The organism is Streptomyces uncialis, assembly GCF_001905345.1.
Lineage (GTDB): Bacteria > Actinomycetota > Actinomycetes > Streptomycetales > Streptomycetaceae > Streptomyces > Streptomyces uncialis.
The window spans coordinates 426,524-441,780 of the sequence record NZ_LFBV01000003.1; the positions used below are offsets into that span (position 1 = coordinate 426,524).

The 15,257-nt window shown below is 71.4% G+C and carries 16 protein-coding genes; 9 read left to right on the plus strand and 7 right to left on the minus strand.

Going from position 1 to position 15,257, the window contains the following annotated elements; all coding sequences use genetic code 11:
- Positions 1 to 117 precede the first annotated feature (117 nt).
- The 4 genes from AB852_RS15810 to AB852_RS15825 form a co-directional block, all read right to left on the minus strand.
- The gene (locus AB852_RS15810) at positions 118 to 876 is read right to left on the minus strand and encodes an iron ABC transporter ATP-binding protein (RefSeq protein WP_073788563.1); all 759 of its coding nucleotides are present in this window, start codon (positions 874 to 876) and stop codon (positions 118 to 120) included.
- The gene (locus AB852_RS15815) at positions 873 to 1,919 is read right to left on the minus strand and encodes an iron chelate uptake ABC transporter family permease subunit (RefSeq protein WP_079184638.1); all 1,047 of its coding nucleotides are present in this window, start codon (positions 1,917 to 1,919) and stop codon (positions 873 to 875) included. The genes AB852_RS15810 and AB852_RS15815 overlap by 4 nt, the downstream gene beginning before the upstream one ends.
- Positions 1,912 to 2,874: an ABC transporter permease gene (locus tag AB852_RS15820; protein ID WP_073788565.1), complete on the minus strand. Its 963-nt coding sequence runs from the start codon at positions 2,872 to 2,874 to the stop codon at positions 1,912 to 1,914. Before AB852_RS15820 ends, AB852_RS15815 begins: the two co-directional genes overlap by 8 nt.
- Positions 2,875 to 2,939: 65 nt before the next feature.
- Positions 2,940 to 3,926 carry an ABC transporter substrate-binding protein gene (locus AB852_RS15825; protein ID WP_073788567.1) on the minus strand — a complete coding sequence of 329 codons (987 nt, stop codon included), beginning with the start codon at positions 3,924 to 3,926 and terminating at the stop codon, positions 2,940 to 2,942.
- Between the two features lie 939 nt (positions 3,927 to 4,865).
- Between AB852_RS15825 and AB852_RS15830 the strand changes: the two genes are divergently transcribed.
- Complete coding sequence (locus AB852_RS15830) at positions 4,866 to 5,876, plus strand: sensor histidine kinase (RefSeq protein WP_178391027.1); 1,011 nt, start codon at positions 4,866 to 4,868, stop codon at positions 5,874 to 5,876.
- Positions 5,873 to 6,544, plus strand: a complete 672-nt coding sequence (locus tag AB852_RS15835; RefSeq protein WP_073788570.1) for a response regulator — start codon at positions 5,873 to 5,875, stop codon at positions 6,542 to 6,544. Before AB852_RS15830 ends, AB852_RS15835 begins: the two co-directional genes overlap by 4 nt.
- Before the next feature lie 7 nt (positions 6,545 to 6,551).
- Here AB852_RS15835 and AB852_RS15840 read toward each other — a convergent pair whose 3' ends face one another.
- Together AB852_RS15840 and AB852_RS15845 are read right to left on the minus strand one after the other, a co-directional pair.
- On the minus strand, positions 6,552 to 7,238 hold the full coding sequence (locus AB852_RS15840) for a response regulator (RefSeq protein ID WP_073788572.1): 687 nt from the start codon (positions 7,236 to 7,238) through the stop codon (positions 6,552 to 6,554).
- Positions 7,235 to 8,419 carry a sensor histidine kinase gene (locus tag AB852_RS15845; protein WP_245876795.1) on the minus strand — a complete coding sequence of 395 codons (1,185 nt, stop codon included), beginning with the start codon at positions 8,417 to 8,419 and terminating at the stop codon, positions 7,235 to 7,237. Before AB852_RS15845 ends, AB852_RS15840 begins: the two co-directional genes overlap by 4 nt.
- A 195-nt stretch (positions 8,420 to 8,614) precedes the next feature.
- Between AB852_RS15845 and AB852_RS15850 the strand changes: the two genes are divergently transcribed.
- Both AB852_RS15850 and AB852_RS15855 read left to right on the plus strand, forming a co-directional pair.
- Positions 8,615 to 9,577 carry an ABC transporter ATP-binding protein gene (locus AB852_RS15850; RefSeq protein ID WP_073789180.1) on the plus strand — a complete coding sequence of 321 codons (963 nt, stop codon included), beginning with the start codon at positions 8,615 to 8,617 and terminating at the stop codon, positions 9,575 to 9,577.
- Complete coding sequence (locus tag AB852_RS15855) at positions 9,574 to 10,353, plus strand: ABC transporter permease subunit (RefSeq protein WP_245876796.1); 780 nt, start codon at positions 9,574 to 9,576, stop codon at positions 10,351 to 10,353. Before AB852_RS15850 ends, AB852_RS15855 begins: the two co-directional genes overlap by 4 nt.
- A 52-nt stretch (positions 10,354 to 10,405) precedes the next feature.
- On the opposite strand, the gene AB852_RS38630 is transcribed toward AB852_RS15855, so the two are convergent.
- Positions 10,406 to 11,221 (minus strand): hypothetical protein, encoded by an 816-nt coding sequence (locus AB852_RS38630; protein WP_107499249.1) that lies wholly within the window; start codon positions 11,219 to 11,221, stop codon positions 10,406 to 10,408.
- Between the two features lie 234 nt (positions 11,222 to 11,455).
- Between AB852_RS38630 and AB852_RS38635 the strand changes: the two genes are divergently transcribed.
- From AB852_RS38635 to AB852_RS15885, 5 genes are all read left to right on the plus strand, one after another.
- Positions 11,456 to 11,587 (plus strand): lasso RiPP family leader peptide-containing protein, encoded by a 132-nt coding sequence (locus AB852_RS38635; protein WP_107420598.1) that lies wholly within the window; start codon positions 11,456 to 11,458, stop codon positions 11,585 to 11,587.
- 129 nt (positions 11,588 to 11,716) lie between these two features.
- Positions 11,717 to 13,594 (plus strand): asparagine synthase-related protein, encoded by a 1,878-nt coding sequence (locus tag AB852_RS15870; RefSeq protein WP_073788579.1) that lies wholly within the window; start codon positions 11,717 to 11,719, stop codon positions 13,592 to 13,594.
- Entirely contained in the window at positions 13,591 to 13,851 is a 261-nt protein-coding gene (locus AB852_RS15875) for a lasso peptide biosynthesis PqqD family chaperone (RefSeq protein ID WP_073788581.1), read from the plus strand. The genes AB852_RS15870 and AB852_RS15875 overlap by 4 nt, the downstream gene beginning before the upstream one ends.
- Positions 13,848 to 14,276, plus strand: coding sequence for a lasso peptide biosynthesis B2 protein (locus AB852_RS15880; protein WP_073788583.1), 429 nt, complete (start codon positions 13,848 to 13,850; stop codon positions 14,274 to 14,276). Before AB852_RS15875 ends, AB852_RS15880 begins: the two co-directional genes overlap by 4 nt.
- Entirely contained in the window at positions 14,273 to 15,256 is a 984-nt protein-coding gene (locus AB852_RS15885; protein WP_073788585.1) for an ATP-binding cassette domain-containing protein, read from the plus strand. The genes AB852_RS15880 and AB852_RS15885 overlap by 4 nt, the downstream gene beginning before the upstream one ends.
- Position 15,257: the final 1 nt, after the last annotated feature.

The window sequence follows — 15,257 nt, forward strand, 5'->3', positions numbered from 1 at the left end:
GTGTCGGGAGCTGATCCGGCGGCCCTCGGCCCTCGGCTCGCCGCCGACGGACCGAGGGCCGGGGCGGTGCCGTCCCGTCGGCCCACGGGTCTGCGAATCGGGGCAGGTCCGGTCCGGTCAGCGGTAGTACACGGCGGTCGGCCGGCCTTCGACCTCGTGGACCCGGACCGGGGTGTCGAACACGTCGGTGAGCACCTCGGCGCGCATCATCGCCCCGACCGTGTCGGAGGCCGCGATCCGGCCGTCGCGCAGGGCGATGATCCGGTCGGAGTAGGTGGCGGCGAAGTTGATGTCATGGACGATCAGGACCACGGTCTTGCCGAGTTCGTCGGCGGCGCGGCGCAGCTGGCCCATCATCCGGACGGAGTGCTTCATGTCCAGGTTGTTGAGGGGCTCGTCCAGCAGTACGTACCGGGTGTCCTGGGCCAGCACCATCGCCACGTAGGCGCGCTGGCGCTGGCCGCCGGAGAGCTGGTCGAGGTAGCGGTGCTGGAGGTCGCCCAGGTGGAGGAAGTCCAGGGCCTCGTCTATATGGGCCCGGTCCTCCTGGGTCAGCCTGCCGCGGCTGTGCGGGAAGCGGCCGAAGGAGACCAGTTCGCGGACGGTCACCCGGGCGGTGAAGTGGTTCTCCTGGCGGAGGATGGAGAGCGTACGGGCCACGTCCTGGGACGGGGCCCGGTGGACGTCGAGGCCGTCGACGGTCACGGTGCCGGAGGTCGGCTCGGCGAGCCGGCCGATGATCGTCAGCAGGGTGGACTTGCCCGCGCCGTTGGGACCGACGAGCGAGGTGATCCCGCCCGCCGGGATACGCCCGGACACCGGGCCGAGAACGGTGATGTCGCCGTACGCCTTGCGGATGTCGGTGAACTCGATCACAGGCTGCCCTTCCTGAGGAGATGGACGAGGAAGACGGCCCCGCCGAGGAACTCGATGACGACGGTGAGCATGCCGGAGGCGTAGAAGACGTGCTCCATGACGAACTGGCCGCCGACCAGCGTGAGCAGGCCGATGAGGAACGCCATGGGCAGGACGACGGCGTGCCGGTGGGTGCCCGCGAACTGGTAGGCGAGCATCGCGGTGACGAAGCCGAAGAAGGTCATGGGGCCCGCGAGCGCGGTGGACATCGCGATCAGCAGGGAGACCAGCAGCAGCATCACGGTCAGCTCGCGCTTGTGGGCGATGCCGAGGCTGGTGGCGGTCTCGCGGCCCAGCAGCAGGGTGTCGAGGCGGTACCGGCGGTGCCAGACGACCGCGCCGACGATCAGGCACACGGCTCCGGCGAGCGGCAGGTATCCGACCTCGGCGCTGGTGAGCCGTCCGAAGAGCCGGGTGGCCAGCACATCGTGCTCGGACGGGGAGAGCAGCCGCTGGAGGAAGTCCGACAGGCTGCGGAAGGCGAGGCCCAGCACCACGCCGACCAGGAGCATCACATGGATGCTGCCGTTGCGTCCGGAGAACAGCCAGCGGAACAGCAGCATGGTGAAGCAGACCATCAGCAGGGTCTGGGTGACGAGCTTGGGCATCCCGTCCGTCGCGGCGAGCACGCTGCCGCCGAACACCGCCACCAGCAGGGTCTGCGTCAGGATGTAGACGGCGTCGAACCCCATGATCGACGGGGTGAGGATGCGGTTGTGGGTGATGGTCTGGAAGACCACCGTGCCCACCGCGTGGGCGAAGGCGACGATCACCATCGTGCCCAGCACGGTCAGCCGGCGTTCGAAGGCGAACGCGAAGGTCCCCTCGATGAAGAGGAAGAGGAAGCAGACCACGGCGACGGCGACGAGTCCGGCCGCGAGGGCCAGTCGCGCGGCGACGGGCAGGCCCTTGCGGGGCGCCGTCGTGCCTCCCGCGCGCCCGGCATCGCTGGTGGCCTTGTCGTGCGGTGCGGTCGCGGTCGTCGGCGGACGGGTCTCAGACATGGGCCTTCCCTCGCTGACGCAGGATCATCGCGACGAACATCACCGCGCCGACGGCACCGAGCACCAGCGTCGCCGGGATCTCCATGGGGAAGACGACGAGCCGCCCGACGAGATCGCAGGCGATCATCAGGGCCACGCTCGCCAGCACCACCCACGGCAGATTGCGGCGGATGTCGTCGCCGCGCGCCATGGAGACGAGGTTCGGCACGATCAGCCCGAGGAAGGGGATGAAGCCGACGACGACCGTGGTGACACCGGTGGCCAGGGCGACCATGGTGAGCCCGATGAAGAGGATGCGGCGGTACGGCAGCCCCAGGCTGACGGCGGTGTCCCGGCCGAGACCGGCGATGGTGAAGCGGTCGGCGGCCACGTACAGGCCGACGACGATGGCTCCGACCGCCCACAGCGGCTCGTAGCTCCCGCGGACCACCGAGCTGAATCCGCCGGAGCGCCAGGTGGCGAGCATCTGGAGCAGCTGGGTGGACGAGGCGATGTACACCGTGACCGAGCTGACCAGCGCGCCCAGCATGATGCCCACGATCGGCACGATGACCTGCGACTTCAGCGCGATCCGGCTGAGGACGACCAGGAACACGAGTGCGCCGGCGAACGCGAAGAGGCTGGCGGCGCCCATCTTCACCAGCAGGGACGCACCCGGCGTGAGGACGGTGAGCAGCAGTACGCCCAGCGCGGCCCACTCGCTGGTGCCGGTGGTGGTCGGCTCGACGAAACGGTTCTGTACGAGCATCTGCATGATCACGCCGGAGACGGCCATGGCGGCCGCGGCGAGGATCAGCGCGAGCGTGCGCGGTACCCGGGAGATGAGGAACATCTCCCGGGCGTCGGGATCGGTGAACAGGGAGCGCGGGCCGATGTCGTAGCCGCCGATGAAGAGGGAGGCGATGACCAGGGCCAGCACACCGAGCGCGGCGGACGCGAGGGGAAGTCGGCGCATGGGGCTTCCGGGACGGATGAGGCGCGCGGCCCCGGGGTGCCCGGGGCCGCGCGGATGCGGGAGTGTCAGCCGGCCGCGTCGAAGGCGGTCGACACCGCGGTGAAGGCGTCGGTGTACGCCTGGGCGCCCTCGGTCAGATAGAAGTCGCTCGCCAGGTAGATCACCTGGTCCTGCCGGCGGAACGTGGTCTTCTCCCACGCCTCCATGCCGTTCACGATCTTCTTGGCCGCGACGGGCTCGGAGCCGTCCTCGGTGCCCACGGCCGCGTCGCGGTCCAGCAGGATCATCCAGTCGGGGTCGAGCTTGGCGAGGGTCTCGGGAGCCAGGCCGGAGTTGTCGTGGACGGACGTGCTCTCCTCGTCCTCGGCGCTCAGCACGTTCTTCAGGTTCAGCGGCTCGGCGAGGCGCCCGATCCGGCTGGCACCGTTGTCGATCTTGCCGGCGCTGGAGACACCGAGGAACACCGTCTCGCCCTTGGTCGCCGCGGCGGCCGCGCTCTTGGCCTTCTCCAGACCGTCGACGATCTTCTTGGCCTCGTCCTCCTTGCCGAAGATCTTGCCGAGGGTCTCGGTCTGCGCCTTCAGCGAGTTGACGTAGCCGCCCTCGGCCTCGTCGGACGGGGCGACATCGATCGTGGTGGTGATCTTGGCCAGCTTGTCGTGGTGCTCGGCGAACCGGTAGCCACCGATGATCAGGTCCGGCTCGCTCGCGTTGACGGCTTCGAGCTTGGGCTCGTGGTGGATTCCGGCGTCCTTGATCGCAGAATCGTTTTTCCAGTCCTCGAAGCCCTCGTCCGGCAGCAGCCCCTTGGGGACCGCGACGGGCTTGACGCCGAACGCCTTCAGCGTCGCGAAGGAGGTGCTGTCGAGCGCGACGACCCGCGCGGGCTCCTTGGGGACCTCGACGTCACCCTTGGCCGTGGTGACGGTGACCTTGCCCTTGCTCGCGCCCTTGTCCGACGAGCCGGACTCCCCGCAGGCGCTCAACAGGAGACCCGCACTCAGGACCGCACCGGTCGCTACGACGGTCTTACGAAAACGGACGGGACGCACGGCGGACGACTCCTAGGACTTACGGGCGGCCGACACCACCGAACGGCGTGGCCGGAAGAACCCTTGCTCTCAACTTTGCTTAGCCTAACCTAACCTCGAACGCCCCTTCCGACGGGTCCGCACCGGGGCTCCCGCGACTGCACGACGGAGCCAGGAGGTCGGCACGAGGCCCGAAGAGGCCGCCGCGCGCCCGAGGACGGCCGCCTCCGTGGCACCGCATCCGCCTTACCCGGAGGCATCCCCGGCAAGGCCGCGGACCCTCCTATCGGCGGGCGTGGCATACAGATCCATCGGCGGGTGCGGCGCGCGGACGGCCACGTTCACATTTCCTCCGCCGTTCTTCTTCCTGTTCCGCCGACACTTCCACCGCCGGAGCCGGGGATATTTTCATACCGAACTGCATTCACTCTCCCCGATTCCGGGATGATCTCCGGACGGTCACGTCGATCACCCCGAATTGCTGCTGCGGCGCGCGCTACCGGGTGGCGGGAATCGCTCGGAGGTTCCGACCGATCCGCTCATCGGTGTCCGGTACTGGACGGCCATCTCCGACCGTGCGGGGTCAGACCGTTCGCCGGAACGCTCCGTTGCCGTCGGCCCCCCTCCATGCACTCAGGGCGGTCGGTTCACACATCGGCCAACCGCCACGGATGCGTGGCATGTAATCGGGTCCCCGCAGAATTCGGAGTGGCATGCCGTTGACGAACCGATAATCGCGTCATGCTTCGGCTGACCAGATATCACTCTCCAGATGGCCGACCAAGGGGCTTAGCCTTTGATTCGCAGATCCACCAAGGGGGGAATTTGAGCAGGCGGAAGCACTTCGCAGTGCGCATCGGAGAGGCAGGAACGGGCGATACGGAAGATCATTCGGTAAGGCATTTCGCGCCGCCCCGGATGACGGCGCCGGGCACCGCCCCCTCATGGGCGGATCTCGCCGTGTCCGCCCTGATCACTTATGTCGCCTACGCCCTCGCCCCGGTCGACACGGACTCCCCGGGCGAGCAGCCCAGCCCGGCCGGCTGGCTGACCATCCTGATTCCGGCCGCGATGGCACTGCCCGTGTACACCGCGCTCGCCGGACGGCTGCGGCGGTCGAACCGCCGGATCTGGCCCGGACTGGGGGTCCCGGTGCTCTGCGGGGCGCTGCTCATGGTGGCGGCCATGGTCCCGGCGGCGGGCATCGGGGTGCTGTGCTTCCTGAGCGGCCTGCTGCTGCGGGGACCGCGCCGGACGGAGTCCCTGGACCCGGCGCTCTCCCCCGCGGCGGCCCTGGCCCTGCGCCGGCGCGTGGACGCCGCCCGGCAGGAGGAGCGCCGCCGGCTGCGCTACGACATCCACGACACACTGGGTCCGACCCTGCTCGGCATCAGACTGCGGTTGGACACGGCCGCCGCCGGTCTCGCGCACGACCCCAAGACGCGACGGCTGCTCACCGAGGCCGCGGCCGAGACACTGCGCGCGGCGCAGGGCGTCCACAGCATCACCGACACCGCGCCGTCCGGCGGCACGGACGGCGTGGGACTGCCCGACGCGCTGCGGCAACTGGTCAGCAGCCTGGGCGATTCGGCGCCGGAGATCACCCTGGAGGTTCCCAGTGGTCCGCCGCTCGTGGCGGCGGCCACGAAAGCGGCGCTCTATCGCATCGCGGCGGAGAGCCTGACCAACGCGGTCCGGCACGCGGGGGCCGCGCGCATAGACGTACAGCTGTCGGCGGATGGCGGGAACATGGTCCTGGAGGTGCGCGACGACGGCACCGGGGAGTGGGCCGGGCAGCCGCGCGACCACGGGATCGGCCTCGTCTCCATGGCCCGCAGCGCCGAAGCGGTGGGGGGCCGATGTACGGTCGGCCCGCGCCCCGACGCGTCCCCGGGGACCGTGGTGCGGGCCGTAGTGCCCCGAATACCCACGCGGCGGACCCGCCGGGACACGTCCCGGAGCGCCGCATGACCGTCGGGGTGTTCCTTGTCGACGACCATCCGATGTTCCGGGAGGGGATGCGGGCCGCCCTGGAGAGCAGCGGTGAACTGAAGGTGGTCGGCGAGGCGTTCAGCGGTGAGGACGCCCTGGACCTCGTACCGGAGCTGGGTTCCTCGGTGGATGTGGTCCTGATGGATCTGAGGCTTCCCGGGATCTCGGGGCTGGAGACGATCAGGGAGCTCACCGCGGACGCCGCGAGCGGTCCGGTCGGCACCCATCGGCCACGGGTGCTCGTCGTGTCGATGTCCGCGGAGGACGACGAGGTGGTGGCGGTCCTGCGGGCCGGTGCGCACGGCTATGTGACCAAGGACGCGTCGCGGGACGTGCTGCTGCGTGCCGTTCTCACGGTGGTGGAGGGCGGGGCGGTCTTCAGCTCCGACATCGCCCAGCGGCTCGGCACCTACTTCTCGGCGGTGCACGAACTGCCCAGCCGGGCCGCGTTCCCCCAGCTCACGGACCGTGAGCGGGAGGTACTCGATCTGGTGGCACGTGGCTACAGCAACCGACGGATCGCGCGTGCGCTCGTGCTCTCCGAGAAGACCGTCCGCAACCATGTCTCGCACGTCTTCGCCAAGCTCCAGGTCAACGACCGTTCCATGGCGGGGGTACGGGCCCGTGACGCCGGGCTCGGCAGATGAGCCGCCGTCACGCTCCCGCCTCCGGCGAGGCCGCCACCAGTCCCGTCTCATAGGCGACGATGACGAGCTGGGCACGGTCACGGGCCTCCAGCTTTCTGAGCAGATGGCCCACGTGCGTCTTCACGGTCGCGGGACTCAGATGCAACCACGCGGCGATCTCGGCGTTCGACAGTCCCCGGGCGATGAGCGTCAGCACCTCGCGCTCCCGCTCGGTCGTACCGGCGAGGACGCGTCCGGGAGGGCGGGCCGATTCGGGGGTGCGCACGAACTCGGCGATCAGGCGGCGGGTCACCGAGGGGGCCAGCAGTCCCTCACCGGAGGCGACGACGCGGATGGCCGCCAGCAGTTCGCCGGGCGGGGTGTCCTTGAGCAGGAATCCGCTGGCGCCGCCGCGCAGCGCCGCGTAGACGTAGTCGTCCAGGTCGAACATGGTCAGCATCAGCACCCGGATGTCCTTCGCCCCGGGAGCGGCGCAGATCCTCCGGGTCGCCTCGATACCGTCCATCTCGGGCATCCGTACGTCCATCAGCACCACGTCGGGCCGGGTACGCAGAGCCATGTCGACCGCCGTCACCCCGGTGTCCGCCTCCCCGACGACCTTCAGGCCGGGGTCGGAGTCCACCAGGACACGGAAGCTGCCCCGCAGCAGCGCCTGGTCGTCGGCGACGAGCACCCGGACCTGGTCGCGCGTCATACGCCGTCCCCGCTCTTGACGACGGGCTGGTAGGGCAGCTGGGCGCGGACCCGGAAGCCGCCGTCGGGCGACGGTCCGGCGGTGAAGGAGCCGCCGTACAGTGCCGCGCGCTCCCGCATCCCCAGCAGACCGTGCCGCCCGCTGCCGGGTCCCGGCCGGGCCGGTGGGTGTCCCTGCGGGTGCCGACCACCGCCGCCGTCGTCGCTGACCTCGATCGTCACCGTACGGCCGTCGGCGGTGACCAGGATGCGGCAGGACGCGGGGGCGGCGTGCTTGATCACATTCGTCAGGGCCTCCTGGGCGATCCGGTACACCGACAGTTCCAGTCCTTCCGGCAGGGTGTCCTCGGTGCGCAGTTCCATCTCGACGGTGACACCCGCCGTGCCCGCCCGCTCCGCGAGCTCGGGCAGCCGGGCCAGACCGGGGGCGGGGCCCAGTGGGCCGGGTTCGACCTCGGAGCGCAGGACGCCGAGCATCTGCCGCATCTCGCGGAGCGTGCTGCGGCTGGTCGCCTCGATGACACGCAAGGCGTCCTGGACCTCCTCCGGGCGGGTGCGGGCCACATGGTTCGCCACCGCGGACTTGACGGCGATCAGCCCCATGCTGTGGGTCACGATGTCATGCAACTCGCGGGCGATACGCAGGCGTTCCTCCGCGGCGGCGCGTTCGGCGACCTGCTCGGTGAAGTGCGCGATGGCCGCCCGCCGCTCCTTCACGGCACGCCCGACCGTCCAGGACCCCGCCATGGCCGCCCAGCCGAAGAGGATGAGCCCGGGGCCGTCGAGCCACCAGTACGGGGTGGTGGTCAGCGGGGTCCCGAGCGCGCCGGCGAGGCCGAGCATCGAGGCCGCGAGCCAGGGAATCCACCGCCGCGCGGGGTCGGTGACGGCGGCGGTGTAGAGCGTCAGACAGACCACGACGAATGGGTCCCGCACCATGTCGAGCAGCACGGAGGCCACGGCGAGGACGAGCGCGACACCCAGGGCGGTGAGCGGGAAGGGGCGGCGGACGGCGATCGGGAGGCCGGTCAGGGCGACGACCAGGCATTCCGCCCACAGCGGCACGCCCGGGTCCGCGGGTCGTACCTCGGTGAGGGCGGCCACCAGCAGCAGCGTGGCGTACCCGGCGGCGGCCAGGCCGTCGACGGCGATCAGCCCGCCACGGCTCAGACGGCGGGGCACAACGGGGAGGGGGCCGGGCGCTTGCACCGACCGACCGTACCCCGGGGTGATCTGACCACGCATCAGCCCGGGGTATGTCATACCCCGGGCTGAGAACGGGCCGCCGGCGGCGGTGGACCCCGGACCCCGGGTGGACATCCCGGTTCACGCTCCGGTCCGATGTGCCCGACCCCCGGAACGCGGGAGGGTGTCGGTGTGATCGAACTGAACGAACTGACCAAACGCTACGGCGAGACCGTGGCCGTCGACCGGCTGTCCTTCCAGGTGCGCCCGGGGCGGGTGACGGGCTTCCTCGGGCCGAACGGCGCGGGCAAGTCGACCACGATGCGGATGATGCTCGGTCTGGACCGCCCGACCTCGGGAGAGGTCCGGTTCGACGGCCGGCCGTACGCGCGGTCGGCCGATCCGCTGCGGCACGTCGGTGCCCTGCTGGAGGCCAAGGACGTGCACAGCGGCCGCACGGCCCACAACCATCTGCTGTGGCTGGCGCAGAGCAACCGGATTCCCCGGCGCCGGGTGCGGGAGGTGCTCGAACTCGTGGGTCTGGAGAGCGTGGCCGGGCGGCGGGCCGGGCAGTTCTCCCTCGGGATGAGCCAGCGTCTGGGGGTCGCGGCCGCGCTGCTCGGCGACCCGCCGGTGCTGCTGTTCGACGAGCCGGTGAACGGACTCGACCCGGAGGGCATCCGCTGGATCAGGGATCTGATGAAGGAGCTCGCCGGTGAAGGGCGCACGGTGTTCGTCTCCAGCCATCTGATGAGCGAGATGGCCCTCACGGCGGAACACCTCATCGTGATCGGGCGGGGGCGGCTGCTCGCGGACACCGGTATGAAGGAGTTCATCGCACGCAACTCCCTGACCTTCGTCCGGGTCCGCACACCGGAACCGGACCGGATGCACCAGGTCCTGACCGAGCGGGGCATCACGGTGACCCGGGCGGCGGACGGCGCGCTGGAGGCCGTGGGGGACCAGGCCGCGACCATCGGCGAGCTGGCCGCCCGGCAGGGGCTGACGGTGCACGAGGTGAGCGTGCAGTCCGCCTCGCTGGAGGACGCGTTCATGCGGCTCACCGAGCAGGACGTGGAGTACCGCTCCCCGGTCTCCCGCACCGTGGGCCAGCAGGGCGAACGGCAGCCCACCGGCCAGGGAAAGGAATCATGACCATGGGTGCGTCATGGGCGGTGCTCACCGCCGAGCTCACCAAGATCCGTACGGTCCGGTCGACCCTGTGGACGTTCGTGCTGACGTTCCTCGTCTCCGTCGTCATCGGCCTGTCGCTCGGGCTGGCCGTGCGCGGCACCTTCGACGACCGGACCCCGCAGGAGCGGGCGAACTTCGACGCCGTGTACACCGGGTTCCAGGGGCTCACCTTCAGCCAGATCATCCTGCTGGTGTTCGGTGTGCTGGTGGTGAGCACCGAGTACACCAGCGGGACGATCCGTACCTCGCTGGCGGCGGTGCCGCGGCGCGGTCTCTTCTACGGCGCCAAGATCACCGTCGGGACGCTGCTGGCGGCCGGGGTGGCCCTGGCCAGTGCCTTCATCACGTTCTTCGTCGCCCAGGCCGCGCTCGGTCCGCACAGCACCTCGTTCGACGCCCCGGGTTCGGCGCGCGCCGTGTGGGGCGCGGCGCTCTACATGACGCTGATGTGCGCCTTCGCGATGGGCGCGGCCACGATGCTGCGCAGTTCGGTCCTCGCCCTGGCGCTCCTGGTGCCGCTGTTCTTCATCGTGTCGCCGATCCTGAACATCATCCCGGGGGTGGAGAAGGCCGCCCGGTACCTCCCGGACCAGGCGGGTGCCGTCCTGATGCGGGTCGTCGAGCGGGACGACATGACCACGGCGTACGGACCGGGCACCGCGGTGCTGGTCCTCGTGGCGTGGACGGTCGCGGCGGTGCTGGGCGGCTACGCGGTGCTGCGCAGACGCGACGCGTGAGCGCGGGGGTCGCCGGGGCGCCCGGGGTGTCCGGTGCCCCGGCCGTGGGCGGTCAGGGGCGGTGGCCCGGCGGGTGCGGATGGCTGTCGAACGCCGTGTCCATCCGCGCGGGCGTCCGCCACCGCCACTGCCGGACGAGTCGCTGGGCGGTCCCGGTGGCCATGGGCGGGTTCACCAGATCCGGGTCCGGATACATCACCGACTGCACGGCCCATCCGAGGCCGATCAGCGGGTCGATCCGGTTCCACCGGCCGGGCGAGAGGCCGAGCAGGGTGTTCGCCCGGTTGACGGCGTGCCAGAGGTGCCAGGCGTGGGTCATCACGCCGTTCGCGCCGTACGGCATCAGATGGAGTTTGTTCCGGCCGGGCATCCGCGGGTCGTAGAGGGTGCCGTCGCCCATCCGGACGAAGGCCCAGGGCAGCAGGTGCTGGTGACGGCCGCCGTAGTGGTCGTCGAACAGCTCCAGTTGGAGCCGGGACAGGACCGCGTAGGCGTCCTTGACCGGCGCCACCAGGGACAGGTAGTCGCCCGGGAAGCCGCCCTCGCGCCGGATCTGCTGGTACCGGGCGTGCAGTGCGAACAGACGTGATCCGTCGCCCGGGCCGCCGACGGACCTGTCGATGGCGGCGTAGGCGTCCCGGACCTCCTGGGTCGCCTCGAAGGCGAACCGGACCTCGTACTGCCACCAGAACTCGTTGGCCCGCCGGTCCCCGCGCATCCCGGGTACCGGCGGGAAGTCCCGGTCCTGGTGGGGACCGGGGAGCGCGGACGCGGCCCACCCCGTCCCCGCTCCCGTGATGCCGAGGCCGGCTGCGGCCGTGGTGGCCAGCCCGGTACCCAGTACGCGCCTGCGGCTGATGTCAGGCATACGGACCCCTCTCCCATGGGTGACTGGTGATGACCCGAGAGATTGCAGCACGGTGGCCGATCGGCCGGACAGTGTCCTGGGGGAATACGGGACCGGGACGGGACGGATGGCTCAGGAGACCGGGACGCGATGCCTCCTACCTTGAGGTTGTCCATCCGACGGGCCGCCTCCCGTCCCCGCGGACAGCGGGACGGGGAGCACGTCCGTACACCTTCGGACCGAGGAGAGTTGACGATGATCGAGGACATCGAGATCTACGAGGCACCCACGCTGGTCGAGGTCGGGGACTTCACCGAGCTGACGCTCGGTACGCCCTGGGGCTGCCCGAACGACCTGGTCGGCTGGAACACGCCGTTCGCCTGCTGATGTGACGGCGTCGGCGGCGGGGCGCGGGGCCTGTGCGGCCCTTCGCCCCGCCGCCACCGGGTCCGCGGGCGTGCCGCGGCGGGCCCGGCCCTGATGTCCCCACGTCAGCGCTACTCCCGAGAAGGAACCATGGACTTCCTGATCCTCCCGGACAGCGAGGACGCCGCCGCGCTCGCCCAGGTCGGGGCGCAGCCGGGCGGCTCCCGGGACCGGAACGAACGCCGGGACCCGCGGGTGGTGCGGCACGCCTCGGGACGGCCGTGGGTGGTCGGCCACTGGGACGAGGACGAGATCGTGACGGTGAGCGCGGGGGACCGCCGGATCGTGCTGCTGGGCCGCGCCCGGCCCGCTCCGGGCACGCTGGAACGGCTGCTGGAGACGGCACGCTCGCTGCACGATGTGGACTCCCTGGCCCGTCGGCTACCGGGAAGCTGTCATCTGACGGCCTCCTTCGAGGGCCGGGTACGGGCGCAGGGCACCTTGTCGACCGCCCGGCAGATCTTCCATACCCGGGTCTCCGGCGTCACGGTGGCCGCCGGTGATCCGGCCCGTCTCGCGGCGCTCGCCGGGCGGGGCGTCGACGAGGAATCGCTGGCGTTGCGGCTGCTGACCCCGGGGCCGCCGTGGCCGCTGAGCCTGCGGACGGTGTGGTCCGGTGTGGCGCAGTCGGCCCCCGGCCACTGGCTGGAGCTGACCCCCGGCGGTGAGTGCCGCGCCCACCGGTGGTGGAGTGTGCCGGAGCCCGTCGCCCCGCTGTCCCGGTCGGCCGGCACGGTGCGTTCCGCGTTGCGTGACGCGGTCGGGGCCCGGGCCCGGGCGGGCACCGCCGTCAGCGCCGACCTCTCCGGCGGGATGGACTCCACCAGCCTGTGTTTCCTGGCCGCCGCCACCGGGGCGGAGCTGCACACCCATCACTGGCAGCCGCTGGACCTCGCGAACGACGACGCGCTGTGGTGGGAGCGGTCGGCCGCCGCGCTGCCGGACGCCCGCCACCGGTCCGTCCCGGCGGACCGCAGGCCGACGTGGTTCCAGACGCCGCCGGAGCACCACGCGGCGGGTGGCGGTCTGCTGGAAGGGCCGCTGGCGTGGCACCGCAACCACGCCCAGATGGAGTTCGTCGCGCGCGCCGCGGCGGGAGCCGGGGCACGGACGCATCTGATGGGGGTCGGCGGGGACGAGCTGTTCTCCCCCAGCCCCACGTATCTGTGGTCCATGGTGCGCGGACATCCGCTGACCAGCCTGCCGGATCTGAACCGGATGCGGCTGCTGAACCGCTGGTGGCTCGGCCCCACGGTCCGCGGTCTCCTGGACTCCAGGCCCTTCGCCGCCTCGCTGCGGGCCGTCGCCGACGGTCTCACCGATCCCCTTCCGCACCCGCGGGAACCCTCGTTCGGCTGGGGCGGGGTGCCCAGGATGCCGCCGTGGGCCACCGGGGACGCCGTCGCGACCGTACGGCGTCTGCTGGGCGAGGCCGCCGACGCGCGGCCCGGGCCGATGCACCGGGACCGGCATCAGCACCAGGTGATCGAGGGGGCGCTGGTGAGCGGCAGCGCGCTGCGCCAGATGAATCTCGCCCTCGACGGCACCGGCGTCACGCTGGAGGCCCCTTTCCTGGACGATCGTGTGCTCGAAGCGGCGCTCATGGTGCGGACCGAGGACCGGGTCGCCCGGGGCCGGTACAAGCCGGTCCTGACCGCCGCGATGCGCGGGGTCGTCCCCGCCCAGTTGCTCGGCCGCCGCAGCAAGGGCGAGTTCAGCGCCGAGGCGTACGAGGGCCTGCTGCGCAACCGGCGGCTGCTGCTGGAGCGGTGCGACGATCTGGAGCTCGCCCGGCTGGGGCTGGTGGACGCCGGCGCGCTCCGTGCCGGGCTGCTGGGTCCGAAGCCCGAGACCCGGGATCTGACGCCGTTCGAGAACACCCTGTCCTGCGAGGCCTGGCTGCGCGGGCCGGTCCGCACCGCCCCCGCGGCGGCATTGACGGCACACCCGACAGGAGAGCCACGATGAGTCTCACCCTGAGAACGGATGTCACCGCCACCGACACCGGCGGCGGGATGGTCCTGCTGGACCAGCGCGGCGGACGCTACTGGCAGCTCAACCCGGCCGGGGCGACCGTACTGCGGCTGCTGCTGGACGGGCGGTCGCCGCAGGAGGTCGCGGAGCGGCTGGCCCGGGACAGCTCCGTGGCCGCCGAGCGGGCGCTGAGCGATGTGCGGACGCTGGTCGACGCGCTGAGCGAGGCCCGTCTGGTGGTGGCGTCATGACGATGCCCGTCGCCTCCGAGCTCTCGGTCCGGCTGTCCTGGCACCGGCACCTCACCGCGCGCGGCGCGGTCGTCGTGGCGCGTCCCTTGAGTCTGCTGCCGCCGCGCAGGCTGGGTCAGGTGCTGCGGTTCGCCCGGCGGGGCACCCGTCCGGCGACCATCGCGCAGGCGCTCGGTGCCCGTCAGGCGGTGGTGACGGTCAGCGCCCGGTGCGCCGGGCAGGGCTGTCTCCAGCGGTCGATCGCGACGGTCCTGCTGTGCCGGTTGCGGGGGCGGTGGCCGGACTGGTGCACGGGTGTCCGTACCGAGCCGTTCCGGGCGCACGCCTGGGTGGAGGTGGGCGGCGCCGCGGTCGGGGAGGGCGACGACACGACCCTGTTCCACACGATGATGAGCGTCCGGCACCCGTCGGGCGAGCGGCCGTGACGGGGGACGCGGGGACCCCCGCCGTGCACGCCGAGGGGCTGTGCAAGCTCTTCGGCGACCGGGAGGCCGTGACGGGGGTGGACCTCAGTGTGCGGGCGGGTGAGATCTTCGGTTTCCTGGGCCCGAACGGCGCGGGGAAGAGCACCACGATCAGCATGCTGTGCACCCTGCTGCGGCCGACCCTGGGGCATGCCGCCGTCGCCGGTCATGACGTGGTCCGCGAACCGGACGAGGTCCGTCGCCGTATCGGTCTGGTCTTCCAGGAGTCCACCGTGGACGGCGATCTGACCGCCGAGGACAATCTGAGGTTCCACGCGGAGCTCTTCGGGATGCCCCGGCGCGAGGCGCGCCGGACGATCGCCGCGATGCTCGACATGGTGGACCTCACCGAGCGCGCGGGTACCAGGGTGCGTACGTTCTCCGGTGGTATGAGGAGGCGGCTGGAGATCGTGCGGGGGCTGCTGCACTCGCCGCATGTGCTGTTCCTGGACGAGCCGACCACCGGACTCGATCCGCAGACCCGGGTGGCCATCTGGGAGCATCTGCACCGGATGCGCGACGAGCGCGGCACCACCCTCTTCCTGACGACACATCAGATGGAGGAGGCCGAGCACTGCGACCGGATCGCCATCATCGACAACGGCGAGATCGTCGCCGAGGGTGCCACGGACGAGTTGAAGGCCGTGATCGGCGAGGATCTGATCACCCTGCGCACGGGGGACGACGACACGGCCGTGAAGGTGCTGCGGGAGCGTTTCCGGCTGGACGCGGCGGCCGGGCCCGGCGGGGTGCGGCTGCGGGCGGCGGACGGCGCGGCGTTCGTACCCACGCTGTGCGCCGAACTCACCGTGCCGGTGCACTCGGTGACCGTCGCACCGCCCACGCTGGACGATGTGTTCCTGCACTACACCGGCCGCACCATCCGGGAAGCGGAGACCGGACCGATGACGATGGCCGATCTGGTCGCCAGGAGGAGGTAGC